This window comes from Enterobacter sp. IF2SW-B1, from assembly GCF_001743375.1.
In the GTDB taxonomy this organism is placed as follows: Bacteria; Pseudomonadota; Gammaproteobacteria; order Enterobacterales; family Enterobacteriaceae; genus Enterobacter; species Enterobacter bugandensis.
On the sequence record NZ_MJAA01000010.1, the window covers coordinates 157,916 to 173,426 of the forward strand.

General features: G+C 58.7%; 15 protein-coding genes. 10 read left to right on the forward strand and 5 right to left on the reverse strand.

Annotated elements, in window-relative coordinates:
* Positions 1 to 122 precede the first annotated feature (122 nt).
* Positions 123 to 863 carry an SDR family oxidoreductase gene (locus A6013_RS19605; protein WP_047367684.1) on the forward strand — a complete coding sequence of 247 codons (741 nt, stop codon included), beginning with the start codon at positions 123 to 125 and terminating at the stop codon, positions 861 to 863.
* Between the two features lie 33 nt (positions 864 to 896).
* The gene (locus tag A6013_RS19610) at positions 897 to 2,591 is read left to right on the forward strand and encodes a thiamine pyrophosphate-binding protein (RefSeq protein WP_069733618.1); all 1,695 of its coding nucleotides are present in this window, start codon (positions 897 to 899) and stop codon (positions 2,589 to 2,591) included.
* A 32-nt stretch (positions 2,592 to 2,623) separates the two neighbouring features.
* Here A6013_RS19610 and A6013_RS19615 read toward each other — a convergent pair whose 3' ends face one another.
* Entirely contained in the window at positions 2,624 to 3,322 is a 699-nt protein-coding gene (locus tag A6013_RS19615; RefSeq protein ID WP_069733619.1) for a GNAT family N-acetyltransferase, read from the reverse strand.
* Positions 3,323 to 3,522: 200 nt separating this feature from the next.
* Here A6013_RS19615 and A6013_RS19620 point away from each other — a divergent pair, with 200 nt between their 5' ends.
* The 5 genes from A6013_RS19620 to A6013_RS19640 all read left to right on the forward strand — a co-directional run bounded on the left by A6013_RS19620 (position 3,523) and on the right by A6013_RS19640 (position 8,555).
* A complete protein-coding gene (locus A6013_RS19620; protein WP_069733620.1) occupies positions 3,523 to 5,091 on the forward strand; it encodes an ABC transporter substrate-binding protein in 1,569 nt (522 codons plus the stop codon).
* 97 nt (positions 5,092 to 5,188) lie between these two features.
* Entirely contained in the window at positions 5,189 to 6,202 is a 1,014-nt protein-coding gene (locus tag A6013_RS19625) for an ABC transporter permease (RefSeq protein ID WP_048961395.1), read from the forward strand.
* A complete protein-coding gene (locus A6013_RS19630) occupies positions 6,202 to 7,035 on the forward strand; it encodes an ABC transporter permease (RefSeq protein WP_063438265.1) in 834 nt (277 codons plus the stop codon). The genes A6013_RS19625 and A6013_RS19630 overlap by 1 nt, the downstream gene beginning before the upstream one ends.
* Positions 7,028 to 7,864 (forward strand): ABC transporter ATP-binding protein, encoded by an 837-nt coding sequence (locus tag A6013_RS19635; RefSeq protein ID WP_069733621.1) that lies wholly within the window; start codon positions 7,028 to 7,030, stop codon positions 7,862 to 7,864. The genes A6013_RS19630 and A6013_RS19635 overlap by 8 nt, the downstream gene beginning before the upstream one ends.
* Entirely contained in the window at positions 7,851 to 8,555 is a 705-nt protein-coding gene (locus A6013_RS19640; protein WP_048998940.1) for an ABC transporter ATP-binding protein, read from the forward strand. Before A6013_RS19635 ends, A6013_RS19640 begins: the two co-directional genes overlap by 14 nt.
* A gap of 43 nt (positions 8,556 to 8,598) precedes the next feature.
* Here A6013_RS19640 and A6013_RS19645 read toward each other — a convergent pair whose 3' ends face one another.
* From A6013_RS19645 to budA, 4 genes are all read right to left on the reverse strand, one after another.
* Positions 8,599 to 9,072 (reverse strand): cold-shock protein, encoded by a 474-nt coding sequence (locus tag A6013_RS19645; RefSeq protein ID WP_045260739.1) that lies wholly within the window; start codon positions 9,070 to 9,072, stop codon positions 8,599 to 8,601.
* Between the two features lie 131 nt (positions 9,073 to 9,203).
* Positions 9,204 to 9,974 (reverse strand): (S)-acetoin forming diacetyl reductase, encoded by a 771-nt coding sequence (locus A6013_RS19650; protein WP_041910982.1) that lies wholly within the window; start codon positions 9,972 to 9,974, stop codon positions 9,204 to 9,206.
* A 20-nt stretch (positions 9,975 to 9,994) separates the two neighbouring features.
* Positions 9,995 to 11,674 carry an acetolactate synthase AlsS gene (gene alsS, locus A6013_RS19655; RefSeq protein ID WP_063438267.1) on the reverse strand — a complete coding sequence of 560 codons (1,680 nt, stop codon included), beginning with the start codon at positions 11,672 to 11,674 and terminating at the stop codon, positions 9,995 to 9,997.
* A 13-nt stretch (positions 11,675 to 11,687) separates the two neighbouring features.
* On the reverse strand, positions 11,688 to 12,467 hold the full coding sequence (gene budA / locus A6013_RS19660) for an acetolactate decarboxylase (protein ID WP_102863686.1): 780 nt from the start codon (positions 12,465 to 12,467) through the stop codon (positions 11,688 to 11,690).
* Positions 12,468 to 12,572: 105 nt separating this feature from the next.
* Here budA and A6013_RS19665 point away from each other — a divergent pair, with 105 nt between their 5' ends.
* The 3 genes from A6013_RS19665 (at position 12,573) to A6013_RS19675 (ending at position 15,284) form a co-directional block, all read left to right on the forward strand.
* Positions 12,573 to 13,454 (forward strand): LysR family transcriptional regulator, encoded by an 882-nt coding sequence (locus tag A6013_RS19665; RefSeq protein ID WP_069733623.1) that lies wholly within the window; start codon positions 12,573 to 12,575, stop codon positions 13,452 to 13,454.
* 193 nt (positions 13,455 to 13,647) lie between these two features.
* The gene (locus A6013_RS19670) at positions 13,648 to 14,103 is read left to right on the forward strand and encodes a hypothetical protein (RefSeq protein WP_047367676.1); all 456 of its coding nucleotides are present in this window, start codon (positions 13,648 to 13,650) and stop codon (positions 14,101 to 14,103) included.
* Positions 14,104 to 14,387: 284 nt separating this feature from the next.
* The gene (locus A6013_RS19675) at positions 14,388 to 15,284 is read left to right on the forward strand and encodes a PhzF family phenazine biosynthesis protein (protein ID WP_047367772.1); all 897 of its coding nucleotides are present in this window, start codon (positions 14,388 to 14,390) and stop codon (positions 15,282 to 15,284) included.
* Positions 15,285 to 15,511: the final 227 nt, after the last annotated feature.

The window sequence follows — 15,511 nt, forward strand, 5'->3', positions numbered from 1 at the left end:
AAACGAACATCATTTTATTCCCGATACACAATATATCAAAAATCGCATTAATGAATTTATCATTATTCATTAATTCTTCTCTGCCTTTTATTTTTTGCATCACTCAATAGCGAGATAAGATCATGAATATTAGTGCAAATAAAGTTGTTGTCATCACCGGTGCCAGCAGCGGTATTGGTCAGGCCATTGCCCTCCATTTAGCGAATAACGCGTTTTCGCTGGTGCTGGTGGCGCGCCGTCTGGACAGAATTAATGCTCTGGTGGATCAGATTATTCAGCAGGGCGGCAAGGCGATTGCCGTAAAGGCCGACGTGACCCGTCAGGAAGAGGTGCAGCGCGCCATTGACGCTGCCGTTGCCGCATACCAGCGCGTGGATGTGGTGATCAATAACGCGGGCTTTATGGCTATCGCCCCCCTCAGCGAGCTGAAAACCGACGAATGGGACAAGATGATTGATACCAATCTGAAGGGCGTGCTGTACGGCATCGCTGCCGCGCTCCCGGTGTTCCAGCGTCAGGGCAGCGGGCATTTTATTAACGTTGCCTCCGTTGCGGGCATCAAGGTGCTGGCCCCTGGCGGCGTGGTGTATAGCGCCACGAAATTCGCCGTCCGCGCGCTGAGCGAAGGCTTACGTCAGGAGGCAGGTAAAACTATCCGCACGACGCTAATTTCGCCCGGCGCCGTCGAAAGCGAACTGCAATTCGGCAGCTCTGACGAAGACAGCAAAAAATTTCTCCATGAGTTTTATAAGCAGGCTATTCCGGCTGACGCAGTTGCCCGCGCGGTTTTATTTGCCATAGAACAGCCTGGCGACGTTGATATTAATGAAATTGTTGTGCGTCCAACGCAGGAAGAATTTTAGCCTGCGTTAAATAATGCTGAATGAGGTGTCATTATGATTAAATCATTAACGTCCTTATCAGATCTCAATATGCGAACGGGTGCCGATATTCTTCTTGAAGTGCTGGAGAGTGAAGGCGTGGAATATATTTTTGGCAACCCCGGCACCACCGAACTTCCGCTCATTGATGCCCTGCTTCGCCATGAAAATATTCACTATATTCTGGCGCTTCAGGAGAGCACCGTGGTGGCGATTGCCGACGGCTATGCGAAAGCCTCCGGCAAAACGGGCTTTATCAATTTGCATACCGCCAGCGGCCTGGGGCACGGCATGGGGAATCTCATTAATTCGCGGATTATGAAAACCCCGCTGGTGGTGACCGTTGGACAGCAGGATACGCGACACTACGTCCGCGACCCGCTTCTGTATGATGATATTGTTTCCATCGGCTCTCCAGTCATGAAGTGGGCGCAGGAGGTCACCAGCGCCGACCAGCTCCCGGTGCTGGTGCGCCGCGCGTTTCACGCTGCCAGCTATCCTCCTGGCGGCCCGGTGCTGCTCTCCCTGCCGATGAACGTGATGGAAGAGCTGAGCGACGCCGGGATACAGACGGCGTCGAGAGTAAACTACCACACCGTTGCGGGCTCGCTGGACGAGCTGGCGGAGGCGCTCAGCGAGATCGCGCCGGGCAGGATCATGATTGTGGCGGGCGATGAGGTGCACTCCAGCGGCTCGACGCAGGAAATTGTACAGCTGGCGGAAGCGCTCGGCGCCCACGTCTACGGCTCCTCCTGGCCGCTGAATTTGCCATTTCCCACCCAGCACGCGCTCTGGCGAGGCAATATGCCTACCACCGCCAGCGAAATCGCCAGCGTCATCAATGCCTACGATGCCGTATTTATCATCGGCGGCAGAAGCCTGATCACCATTTTGTACAGCGAAGGCGAGGCCATTCCGGCAACCTGCGCGGTGTATCAGCTCTCGGCGGATATGTACGAGCTTGGCCGCACCTATGCCACTCGCCTTTCGGTGATGGGGGATATCAAACTGTCCCTGCACGAACTGCTGCCGAAGCTTGAGCAGCGCCTGATCGCCAATACGCTGGCCCACCAGCAGCTGCTGGTGGCGGCCCGCGACGAACGTGAGAAGGAGTGGCAGTTGCAGGAAGAACGTCTGGCCGCCGAGCGGCTTCGCCCGGCCCTTTCGCCGATGGTCGCAGCCTGGGAGGTCATCCGATCCATTCCGGCGGGTACCACCATCGTTGATGAGGCGATAGCGACCGCCAGGCATGTCCGCCGGTTCATCTCTGACCAGCAGCATCAGCGCTACTACTTTATGCGCGGCGGCGGACTGGGCTGGGGGATGCCTGCCTCCGTGGGGCATTCGCTGGGACGCGGACAGGAGCCGGTGGTCTGCCTGATCGGCGACGGGGCCTCCCTGTACTCGCCGCAGGCACTCTGGACGGCAGCACACGAAAATCTGCCGGTCACCTTTATCGTCATGAATAACAGGGAGTACAACATCCTGAAAAACTTTATGAAGAGCCAGGCCGACTACAGCTCAACGCGGCTGGGCCGTTTTATCGGGATGGACCTCGTGAACCCGCATATCGATTTTCAGTCGCTGGCCACCGCCATGGGCGTCCACTGCTGCCGGGTGACCGAGGCGGCGGATATCGCCGAAGCGGTAACGCGCGGCCTGCAGTCCGGAAAAACCAACCTGATTGAAATCGCGATTTCCGCGGATTAGCCGCGTGGTTGGGCTGTACCCTACATAAAAACTTATAACCGAAACGCCTCAAGCCGCTTTATCTGACGCCCTTCCTCGTCAAAATTCTCCGCCGCCAGCCAGGCGCGCAGCTCCGCGTCTCTTTGCGGCCATTCGCCATCAATAATAGAAAGCATATCGCTGTCGCGGTTGCGGCCTTTCCGCACCAGCCGCTGGCGTAAGCGTCCTTCCCAGACGAACCCAAGCCGCTCCGCGGCGCTGCGCGATGCGGTATTCATCGAGTCGCACTTCCACTCCAGCCGTCGGTATTTGTGGTCAAAGGCGTTTTTCAGCAGCAGCCACACCGCCTCGGTGCCGATACGGGTGCCTTTCATCCTGCGCGACCAGGTGACGTGGCCGATCTCCACCGAGCCCTGAAAGCGCTCGATCGCCATGTAGCTCACCAGTCCGACCGCATTTTCAGTGCGTAAATCCATCACGGCGAAGGGCACCAGGTCATCATCCATCACCTTTCCGGACACCCAGTGTGCGGTGGCTTCCACGCTTTCAGGCCGGTTGCTGGCAAGCCACGTCCAGTCGCTGTCGTCGCCCAGCGCGTAGGCCTCAAAGAGATCCGCCGCGTGACGCCCGGCGTCCAGCGGCTCAAGACGGCAATACTGCCCGGTCAGCGCCGTGCGGGTTAATACCTGCGCGCACTTCCAGTCCGGGACGAGATCGTTAACGGTTTGACCATATTGATTGATTTCGGGCACGGGGGTGACTCCCTGAAAGGTAAGGATTTTGTTATAGCAGGTTAAAAGGGCGGCGAAAAGAGAGGCGTTTAATAACCAGGCCGCATGCGATATATCCGCATGGCATAAGCAAAGCAGAATTTCGACTTTGAAGAAATGTGGAGTCGACCTAACGTAGCGGAGCATAAAACAATCACAATATATTCTTCTCAGGGATCGCTATGACAAAAAAACTGTTGCCGTTACTGATGCTGGCTGCGCTCTCAGGCGCTACCCACGCCGCTACGCCGCCGACGACGCTGGTGGTTGCTCAGGGTCTTGATGACATCGTGAGCCTCGACCCGGCCGAAGCCAACGAGCTCTCCAGCATCCAGACCGTGCCGAGCCTGTACCAGCGTCTGGTGCAGCCGGACCGCGATAATCCGGAAAAAATCACGCCGGTTCTGGCAGAAAGCTGGGACGCGGATGCAGCAGCAAAAACCCTGACCATCAAGCTTAAACCCGATGCAAAATTCGCCTCCGGCAACCCGCTGCGTCCGGAAGACGTGATTTTCTCTTATACCCGCGCCGTGACGCTGAACAAATCCCCGGCCTTTATCCTCAACGTGCTGGGCTGGGACGCGAGCAACATCGCCAGCCAGCTGAAAAAGGTGGACGATCATACCCTCCAGCTTCACTGGACGGCGGACGTTAGCCCCTCGGTGGCGCTGAATATCCTCTCCACGCCGATAGCCTCTATCGTCGATGAAAAGCAGGTCGCCGCAAACGTCAAGGATAACGACTTCGGCAATGCCTGGCTGAAAATGCACTCGGCGGGCAGCGGTGCGTTCAAAATGCGCGTCTATCAGCCGCATCAGGCCATCGTGCTGGAAGCCAACGATTCCGCCCCCGGCGGCGCGCCGAAGCTCAAAAGCATCATCATTAAAAACGTTCCCGATCCGGCTTCACGCCGCCTGCTGATCCAGCAGGGGGATGCGGACGTGGCGCGCGATCTGGGTGCAGACCAGATTAGCGCCCTGGACGGCAAGCCGGGCGTGAAGGTGCTGAGCATTCCGTCCGCCGAGCAGAATTACCTGGTGTTTAACACCGGCAACAGCGCCAATCCGCTGCTGAACAACCCGGCGTTCTGGGAAGCGTCGCGCTGGCTGGTCGACTATGACGGCATCACGAAGAACCTGCTGAAAGGCCAGTATTTTGTTCACCAGAGCTTCCTGCCGGTCGGCCTGCCGGGCGCGCTGGAAGACAATCCGTTTAAATTTGATCCGGCAAAAGCGAAGGCAATCCTCGCCAAAGCGGGCATTAAGGACGCGCACTTCACGCTGGACGTGGAGAACAAGCCGCCGTTTATCACTATTGCCCAGTCGATGCAGGCGAGCTTTGCTCAGGGTGGCGTGAAGGTGGATCTGCTGCCTGCCGCCGGGAGCCAGGTCTATGCCCGCGTGCGCGCTAAGCAGCATCAGGCGGCGATTCGTCTGTGGATCCCGGACTACTTCGATGCGCACTCAAACGCCAGCGCCTTCGCGTGGAACGACGGGAAGTCCAGCACCGTGGCCGGTCTGAACGGCTGGAAAATCCCGGAGCTGAATAAGGCCACGCTGGCGGCGGTTGCCGAACCGGATCCGGCGAAGCGTCTGGATCTGTACAAGAAGATGCAGGAACAGCTGCAGCAGAGCTCGCCGTACGTGTTCGTCGATCAGGGCAAAACCCAGATCGCGGTGCGCGATAAGGTGAAGGGATATCAGCAGGGGCTGAACGCGGATATGGTCTGGTACGATCGCGTCACGAAGTAGCCCTTGTTGCCGGGTGGCGTTGCGCTTACCCGGCCTGTGTTCTCGGTTTTTGTAGGCCGGGTAAGGCGAAGCCGCACCCGGCATGAAGAGATTTCCCATGCCACATCTTTCCACCCGCGTGCTTCAGGGTCTGCTGACCCTGCTGCTGACGCTCTTCGGGCTGCTGCTCGTCACGTTTGCGCTTTCGGCGTTTTCCCCGGTCGATCGCGTGCTGCAGATCGTCGGGGATCACGCCAGCCAGTCAACGTACGATCAGGTTCGCCACCAGCTCGGGCTGGATCGTCCCCTACCCGTGCAGTTCTGGCACTATCTGCAAAATCTCGCCCACGGTGATTTAGGCACCGCCAGCGCCACCGGGCAGCCGGTGCTGCAGGATCTGCTGCACGCCTTCCCCGCTACACTGGAGCTGGCGACGTTGGCGCTAATCATTGGGTCCGTGCTCGGCGTGACGGCCGGAGTGCTGTGCGCCCGCTACGCCGGTTCGCCGCTCGATGTCGCGATCAGAACGCTTACCCTGCTCGGCAACTCAGTGCCGATTTTCTGGCTTGGCCTGCTGATGCTGGCCCTGTTCTACGCAAAGCTGCAGTGGAGCGTGGGCCCCGGCAGGCTGGACGATATCTGGCAGTTCACCGTCGAGCCGCGCACCGGCTTTGCGCTGATAGACACCTGGCTTTCCGGCGATCGCGAGGCATTCCGCAACGCCATCAGCCACCTGGTGCTGCCGGTGCTGCTGCTGGCCTATTACTCGCTGGCAAGCATTACCCGCCTGACCCGCTCCGCCTGCCTCAGCGAAATGAACAAGGAGTACATCCTGCTTGCCCGCGCCAAGGGCGCCGGGGAGATGGCCATTCTGCTGCGCCACGTGCTGCCGAACATTCGCAGCACCCTGCTAACGGTGATCGCCCTGGCCTATACCAGCATGCTGGAAGGTGCGGTATTAACCGAAACCGTGTTCTCGTGGCCGGGCATTGGACGCTATCTCACCACCGCCCTGTTCGCCGGAGACACGACCGCGGTCATGGGCGGTACGCTGCTGATTGGCGTCTGCTTTGTGCTGATCAATAACCTTACCGACCTGCTTGTGCGGGCGACCGATCCCAGGGTGCGCTGATGCCGTTTTATCTCTTCTTACGCCGCCTGCGCCGCTCCCCTGCCGCCGTTTGCGGACTGACTGGCCTCGCGCTGCTGGTGTTTATTGCCCTGTTCGCGCCCTGGCTGGCGCCGGTAGATCCGAACTGGCAGGACGCTGCCGCGCGCCTGGAGGCACCTGGCGCCCGGCACTGGCTGGGCACCGACAGCTACGGGCGCGATCTGCTCTCGCGCCTGATTTACGGCACCCGTCCGGCGCTCGGGCTGGTGGCCCTGGTGACGGTCATTACCCTGCCCGCCGGGCTGCTGGTGGGCATTTTGTCCGGCTACTACGGCGGCTGGGTGGAGCGTATCCTGATGCGCTTTACCGACGTGGTGATGTCGATGCCGCGCCTGATCCTCGCCTTCGCGTTTGTGGCGATGCTTGGCCCGGGGCTGGTCAACGGCGCGCTGGCGCTGGCCTTAACCACCTGGCCCGCCTACGCGCGTCAGGCGCGGAGCGAGATTCAGCGTCTGCGCCACAGCGATTATCTGGCCGCCGCGGAGATGATGGGGATCCGCGGCCTGCGCCTGCTGGTCGGCCATATTCTGCCCCTGTGCCTGCCGTCCGCGATTGTGCGGCTGGCGCTGGATCTGGCGGGGATTATTCTGGCCGCCGCCGGTCTCGGCTTCCTCGGCCTTGGCGCGCGTCCGCCCATGGCCGAATGGGGGGCGATGATTGCCGACGGCATGCAGGTGATTTTCGACCAGTGGTGGATTGCCGCCATTCCGGGCGGCGCCATCCTGTTTGCCAGCCTGGCGTTTAACCTGCTGGGCGATGGCCTGCGCGACGTACTGGAGCCACAGCATGACTGAACACCGCGTTATCGTCGATGCGCTGAATATCGACTACCCCGCCGCGCGCGTGGTCAACAACCTGAGCTTTCGGCTTGGCAACGAGCGGCTGGCGCTGGTGGGAGAATCCGGCTCCGGTAAGTCGATGTCCGCCCGCGCCCTGATGGGTCTGGTGCGTAAACCCGGTATCGTGAGCGCGAACCGGCTTAACGTGCTTGGCAACGATCTGCTGACCCTGAACGCCCGCCGCTGGCAGGCGCTGCGCGGCAACGGGATTGCGATGGTCCTGCAGGACCCGCGCTACGCCCTAAACCCCGTGAAAAGCGTCGCCGCCCAGCTTGATGAGGCGCTCACGCTGCATCAGCGCCTGACGCGCCCGGAGCGTGCGGCGCGCATTCACGACATCATCCGCGCCGTCGGGCTGAACGAGAACGTGCTGTCACGCTATCCCGGCGAGCTTTCCGGGGGCATGGGCCAGCGGGTGATGATTGCGATTGCGCTGATCAACAATCCGCAGGTGCTGATTGCCGACGAACCGACCTCCGCGCTGGACGCCCGCCTGCGCAACCAGATCCTCGAGCTGCTGGTACAGCAGTGCGAAGAACGCCAGATGGCGATGCTGTTAATCAGCCACGATCTGCCGCTGGTGGCGGAGCACTGCGACCGCGTGCTGGTGATGTATCAGGGTGAAAAGGTCGATGAGATGGCGGCAAGCCAGCTTCCGCAGGCGACGCATCCGTACACGCGCACCCTGTGGACCTGTCGTCCAGACGCCCATACTTATGGACAGATGCTGCCGACGCTCGATCGTTCGCAGCTGTGGAAGGAGGCCAGCGATGGCGCTCGTTGAGGTTAACCAGGTGCAGGTCACCTTCGGGGAAAAAACGGCGGTCTCTGCCGCCAGCTTTAGCATAGAGAGAGGCGAGACGTTCAGCCTGATTGGCGAATCCGGCTGCGGCAAATCAACCCTTCTGCGCGTGCTGGCAGGGCTACAGCGCGAGTGGCGCGGCAGTATTGCGCTGCTGGGAGAAACGTTAACGCCAGGGCGCCGCTTTGAAGGCAATCTTCGCCGCAACGTGCAGATGGTGTTTCAGGATCCGTGGGCGTCGCTGCATCCAAACCACACCATTGCGCGCACCCTGTCGGAGCCGTTAAGCCTCCACGGTGAAACGCAGGTTGCGGAAAAGGTGGCGGATGCGCTGCAGCAGGTGGGGCTTTCCGCCGAGGCGGGCAGGCGCTACCCGCACCAGCTTTCCGGCGGCCAGCGCCAGCGCGTTGCCATTGCCCGGGCGCTGCTGCTGCGCCCGCAGCTTCTGCTGCTGGATGAACCGACCTCGGCGCTGGATATGTCGGTGCAGGCGGAAATCCTGAACCTGCTTAACCGCCTGAAGGCCGAGCATGAGATGACCTATCTGCTGGTGAGCCACGACGCGGACGTGATTGCCCATATGTCCGACCGGGCAGCGTTTATGGCGCACGGGGCGATTCAGAAGGTGTTTGACCGTGAGGCGATGTTACGGGGCGAGCACAGAATGGGTTAAGTTTTGCAGGCCGGGTAAGGCATCGCCGCCACCCGGCAAACCATCACTTCAGCAGCTTCACCGTCGCGTCGATGTCGATTTCATCTTCGGTAAAGATCATCGTCGTGTTCTGGAAGGTGGTGATCGCCAGCTTCTTCACCGTGCGCATTTCGCCCGGCTTCTTGTCGGATTTTGGTTTGATGCTGTTCATCAGCAGACCCACCGACAGCACCGCGTTCTCTTTGTCGATTTTGGTCTCAACGGGCTCTTCCTCGCTGAATACCACGAAGGATTTGATCGAGGTGAGCTTCACGCGCTCGCCTGCAATATAGAGGTGCTTACTTTCGGGGATCACCTTCACTGCGTAGGCGGAGAGGCCTTTGGTGTTGGTGGTTGGCTCGAAGGTCACCGCAGCGTCTTTTTTAATCAGATCGGGGTTCGCGACCTTAATCACATGAAAATAGCGGTTGTCGCCGTTTTCATCTTTGATAAATCCGAAGCCTTTATCTTTAAACCACGTTGTGATTGTACCGTTCATCGCTGTTACCGCCTGTCAGATCGTAATGACTAAAGTTTTGCAGCGCGCAGTGTAATGCACAATGGCGGAGGAGACAAAAAAAAGCCCCTGCGCGGAGGCAGGGGAAAACTCATGTCAGAGCTTATTAGAATTTAGTTGAACACCATCCCACCATCGATGAGCAGAGACTGGCCGGTCATATAGTCAGAGTCTGGCCCGGCAAGATATGAAACGCAGGCGGCAACATCTTCCGGTTCGGACAGGCGGCCAAGCGTAATGCGTTTGGCAAAGGTCTCGGTCCCGTAGCCGAGCGGTTTACCCGCCGCCTCGGAGACCTGACGGTCGATCTCCGCCCACATCGGCGTTTTAACGATGCCCGGGCAGTAGGCGTTAACGGTGATCCCCAGCGGAGCAAGATCCCGTGCGGCGGTCTGGGTTAAGCCGCGCACCGCAAATTTACTGGAACTGTAGACGGCCAGCTCCGGGTTGCCGGTATGCCCCGCCTGTGAGCAGGCGTTGATGATTTTGCCGCCGTGTCCCTCTTTGCGGAACGCGTCAATCGCGGCCTGAATGCCCCAGATCACCCCTTTCACGTTGATGTTGTAGACCTTGTCGACAATCTCCGGCGTGATGGATTCGATCGGCGTGGACGGCGCGACCCCGGCGTTATTGACGATAACGTTGAAGCCGCCCAGTTCGGTGCGGGCTTTCTCCACCGCCGCAAACACCTGCTCGCGGTCAGAGACGTCCACCTTCACGGCGACGGCCTTCCCGCCGCTGCGGATGATTTCATCGGCAACCGCTTTCGCCGTCTCTTCGTTGTAATCGGCGATAGCGACGGCAAAACCATCCTTCACCAGACGAAGCGCGATCGCTTTGCCAATCCCCTGGCCTGAGCCGGTTACGAGAGCCACTTTTTGCATTTCTCTGTCCTTATGTTGATTCACAAAATCTGGCTGAGATGGAGCTGGCCCATCAGCAGCGGGTTATCGCTGTAGTCGACGGGAATGGCCACCACGGCCGGGCCATCGACATCCATTGCGGCACGCAGCGTCGGTTCGAGCGCGTCGGCACTCTCGACGGCAAAACCTTTTGCGCCGAACGCGTCGGCATAGGCTTTGAAGTCGACCGGGCCGAACTCGACGCCGGAAAGACGCTGGTATTTTTTCTCTTCCTGAATGGCAACCATGTTGTAGGCGTTATCCACCCAGATGATGTGCAGCACGTTGGCGTTGAGGCGCACGGCGGTTTCCAGCTCCATGCTCGACTGCAGGAAGCCGCCGTCCCCGGAAACCGACACCACCTTGCGGCCCGGGTTGACCAGCCACGCGCCAATCGCCCACGGGAGCGCCACGCCCATGGTCTGCTGACCGTTGGAGATCATTACCTGACGCGCGCGGAAGCTGTAGAGGTAGCGGGCGATCCAGATGTGGAAGCTGCCCATATCGACGGTAAGCGTCACGTCGTTATTCACGATGTCCTGCATGGCGCGCACGATGCGCAGCGGATGCAGGGCAAACTGGTTAAGCGATGCGCCACGGCGGTCGAGGAGGTCCCGCTGATGCTGGCGATCAACCAGAATTTCCGAGGCGCGCTGGCTCAGTTCAAGCTTGTGCTCAATGCGGCTGGCGAGCAGGTTCAGCGTGGCGGCGATATCCCCCACCAGCTCCAGATCGGGAACATACTTGCGCTCCTCATAGGCGGGCAGCACGTCAATGTGCACCAGCGTGGCGTCGCCGCTGTTCCACATAGAAGGCTCGTACTCCACCGGGCTGTAGCCGATGCAGATAATCAGATCCGCCAGATGCAGCAGCCGGTCGCCCGCCTGGTTGTTAAACAGGCCGACGCGTCCGGCAAAGCGGGTGAAGTGCTCCTGATTGACCGCCCCGGCGGCCTGGTAGGTGCTGGTGACCGGGATACGGCTTTTCTCCAGCAGCTTGCGCAGCGCGGCGCTGTTGGCGGGCTGGCTGGCCATCAGGCCGAGTAAGATGACCGGGTTTTTGGCCTTTTCAATAAGCTTCGCCACGTCGTTAATGGCGGATTCCGGTGCCGGCCCCATCAGCGCGGGACCGCTGGCGGGCAAAATCGCCCCCGTGGTGGGCTGGTCGACAATATCCTGCGGCAGGCTGACGAACGCCCCGCCCGGCCTGCCGTGCTCGGCGGCGCGAAACGCGTTGGACACCACCTCGGCAATCGCGTCCGGGGAGTTCACTTCTACGGCGTATTTCGTCACCGGGCTGAACATCGCGACGGTGTCCATGCTCTGATGCACCAGCTTCGCTTTATCTGCCCGCTTCACCGCCCCGCCCAGCGCGACCACCGGGTCGCCTTCGCTGTTGGCGGTGGCAATACCGGTGATCAGGTTCGAACAGCCCGGTCCGGAGGTGACCAGTGCCACCCCGGCTTTGCCGGTCAACCGCCCCACTGCCGCCGCCATAAACGCCGCGTTGGCCTCGTGGCGTACGGGAATGATCTCGATGGAGGAGTCCAGCAGGGAGTCAAAGACCTTGTCGATTTTTGCGCCCGGGATCCCGAACACCTGCTTCACGCCCTGCGCTTCCAGCTGGCCGACAACCAAATCGGCGCCGTGCGCCCACTGACGTGACTGTTTCTCACTGTTCACGGTAGTTCTCCTGTTAGTTTTCGACGGCACGGATCGCCGCATCCAGATTGCTGGGGTGAAGGTTGGCCTGTAAAAAAGCGCTGTCGGCGGGCAGGTCGATCATCAGCTTGTGAATTTCACCGAAGGTGAGCACGCCGCTCTCCAGCTGGTAGTCGAGCAGATGCCCCCCGCCCTGACGGTCGTCGGTAATGAAATGTTCGTGGTAGCCCGCCACGTTGATGCCCTGCATATGCTGCGGGGTGCGGAACCCGACCAGCACCCCTTCACGCTGGTTAAAGCGGAACACCGGCTGGTCGTCCAGCACGTCGGTCATCGCGCGGTACGGCGGCTTCTGGCGCGGTACCGTGCGGGTGTGGGCGTGGCGGAAATTGCCGTCAATGCGCAACGCGCAGAACAGGTTATCAGAGGGGATCTGCTTGTCGATCGCGTCGTGGATCTGCTGGCGGCTGACCGGCGCATTGAAGGTGATACGGTACTGCGGCTGGAACCAGGTCATGACCGCGAACGGCGTTTTCTGCTCCGGCTTCGCGGCCCGGGCGCTGCCGTCGGCGCGCAGCTGGTAGACCTGGCTGCTGAAGGCAATCATTTCGCCATCCAGCTCGTTGAATGTGCCAAGACCAAAGTCGCCGTGCGCCAGCAGATCGGCGATGGTGGTCTCTCCTTCATACACGCCGCTTAGCAGGGCGCTCATTAGCGATGTCTGATAGATCACGCTGTCAGGATGCTGGGCGGAGAACCCGCGCAGGGTCTCGCACAGACTGGCTTCACAGTCGCAGGCAGATGAATGCACCATCATGCTCGTCCTCTTCAACTTTATTTAGAAAGGTTAAATAAATGTTGACCCGATTCAGCAGAGAGTTCCAATATAGAAACCATGCTGGTTTGAGACGTTTTAGATATGGAACTTCGTTATCTGCGGTATTTTGTCGCGGTTGCACGCGAGCGACACTTCACCAGGGCGGCCGAAGCGCTGGGTATTTCACAGCCTCCTCTGAGTCAGCAGATCAAACGGCTCGAAGAGGAAGTGGGCACGCCGCTGTTCAGGCGCCTGACGCGGGGCGTGGAGCTGACCGAAGCGGGAGAAGCCTTCTACGAGGACGCCTGCAAGATCCTGGCGCTGAGCGATGCCGCGCTGGAGAAAGCCCGCGGCATCGCGCGCGGGCTGAACGGCAACCTGTCGATTGGCATCACCAGCTCTGACGCTTTTCATCCCAAAATCTTTACCCTGATTCGCCAGTTTCAGGTGCAGAACATGGCAGTGCAGGTTCACCAGGTGGAAGCCAACATGTCGTCGCTGACCACGATGCTGGCGGAGGGTGAGCTGGATATCGCCTTTGTGCGCCTGCCGTGCGAAAGCAGCAAGGTATTCGAATTAAAAATCCTCGACCGGGAGCCAATGGTGGTGGCGCTGCATCGCGATCATCCCCTGGCGACGTGCGGCGATCTGGCGCTGGAGGAACTTCGGGATACGCCGGTGGTGTTGTTCCCGCAGGAAGTCGCGCCGGGGCTGTATGACCGGGTTTACGGCTGCTGCGAGCGAGCCGGAATAAACGTGCAGCGCGCGCTGCAGTCGTCGCAGCTTTCCTCTTCCCTGAGCATGGTCTCCGCCGGCGGCGGGTTCGCGCTGGTGCCGAAATCCATGGCGGCCATTTCACCACCGAATGTCACCTACCACGCGCTGCGCTCGCCGGAGCTTTATACCGATATCGCGCTCTGCTGGCGGCGCTTCGAACGTTCGCGGACGGTGAAGCGGTTTCTGGCGATGATGAGCGAGGATTAATGGTGCGGCGGTGCCCGGAAATGCCGTTCTGGAAGCCGCCTCGCAAACCTGCAAGCAACCTTATGTAATTCAGGGTTATCCCTTTTCATCCCTTCTCCGCGGTCGTAAAGTGCCTGCGTTGCGGCACATCCGTAACCGGGCGTAGGAACCCGTTAGCATAACATGACGTTTTTTTAGACAAAGAGGATGCTAAATGGCTACTACCCCAGGATTTTCTTACGCGCTCTCTGAAGAAAGCGCTGTTCATCACCTCATCAACGCTTCAATTTCCGATTCTGCGGATCTTTTTGAACTGGTCGATGCCTGTACCGCGTATGTCAGCGTACTGGTGGAAAATGACGACGCAGTGACCTTTGCCACGCTATGCGAGCGACTGCTGGCTGCGCTGAAACGGCTGCGCGAGTGCTGTGACTCAGAACTTCCACCGTATCTGGTGGAACGGCTCATTGCCGGGGAAAAGATCGCCTCCTGCGTGCCGGAATGCTGGCAAGAAACGGCGCTACAGGTGGATTATGCCGTGGCGTTAACGCTGGCGGTGATGGGCGGGACGTTGCCTGCGAGCGTGGCGAAAGAACTCACCGGGCTGTTGCATGATATGGTCTGGCTGCTGGCGGAGTTTGTGAAGGAGCCTTATATAACGGCGCACTGAGGCGGGTGATGGGTGGCCGGGGTTCTGCTGGGGTAAAAAGCAGGACTTTGGCCTTACTCAAAGTACAGAGTAGTTTGTTGAATGTCCGTTAAGAGCGAAATGCGGAAGTTAGCGCTTATTCTATTAATCTTAAAGATGGCTGCCAAAGTTGTGGTGTTTCACCTTTGATGAAAGTTTTTCATTCTGGAAAATACCATTGGCTTATGCATTCCTGTGAACGTATGTTGAAAACAACTAAAAGCGTGAATATGAATTCATTTTAAAACATGGAATTAGAGGTCGTGGTGAGAAGACGTTATGTGATTGCAGATGTGTTTACTGATAAACCTTTTTGCGGCAACCCGGTTGCAGTCGTTCTGGATGCCAAGGGACTGACTACTGAGCAAATGCAACTGCTCGCCTTAGAATTTGGCTACAGTGAAACGACCTTCGTCTTACCACCCGAAGATTTATCAAATACAGCCCGGGTACGGATTTTTACCCCATCGCGTGAAATACCTTTCGCCGGTCATCCCAATGTGGGGACGGCTTTTGTCCTGGCAAACCAGGCTGAACTCAATGGCATATCGCTGCCTGAAACGTTACTTTTTGAAGAGGGTGCCGGGCTGGTGCCAGTCAGAATTATTAGAGAAAATAAAATGGTCACAGGAGCAGAGCTTCTGGTGCCAGAAGCATTATCCTGCTACTCCGAGGTCAATCCAGAAAAAGTGGCCACCTGCCTGTCTCTGGAAACTAGTGATATACGTACAGAAATACATATGCCTCTCGTTGCCTCAGTTGGCTTACCATTTTTGATTGTAGAGCTCGCAACGCGGAACGCGCTTCGCAGTTGTGTCCCGAATTTGCAGGGTTTCCGGGCCATTCTGCCACTAGACGGTGCGGTTTCTGTTTATGCCTATACGCTGGAAACTGATCCTGAAAACCAGTGTGATTTGCAGGCCCGTATGTTTACGCCACGAATGACCGAAGATCCAGCAACAGGTAGTGCGACAGCGGCAGTTACTGCCCTGTTGGCACAGCTTCGCAATGAAAAAGAACTTTCGCTCTGTGTAAGCCAGGGCGTAGATATGGGACGGGCCAGCATATTGTTTTCAGGCTACGATGGCACGTCAGAAACACCATCCGTCAGGGTGGGAGGGAAAAGCGTTATTGTCATGGAAGGCTCGTTTACTTTGCCTTGAAGCATGTGCGTTTAGTCCGCTCTGAGCGAACAGCGGACATTAAGCGTATAAGTGAAAAAATGCTGGTTTTTCATCCATACCCTGTTAACTTGAATGTCGATGAAAACACACTTTGTGCTATTCGAATCAATCATTATTATCACCTGTCGAATTCAGGTGGGATAACGTTCGCCATTTTCCCGCCGGTAAGGCGGGCCTTACCGGTAACAATCCAGTGAGGTAAACAA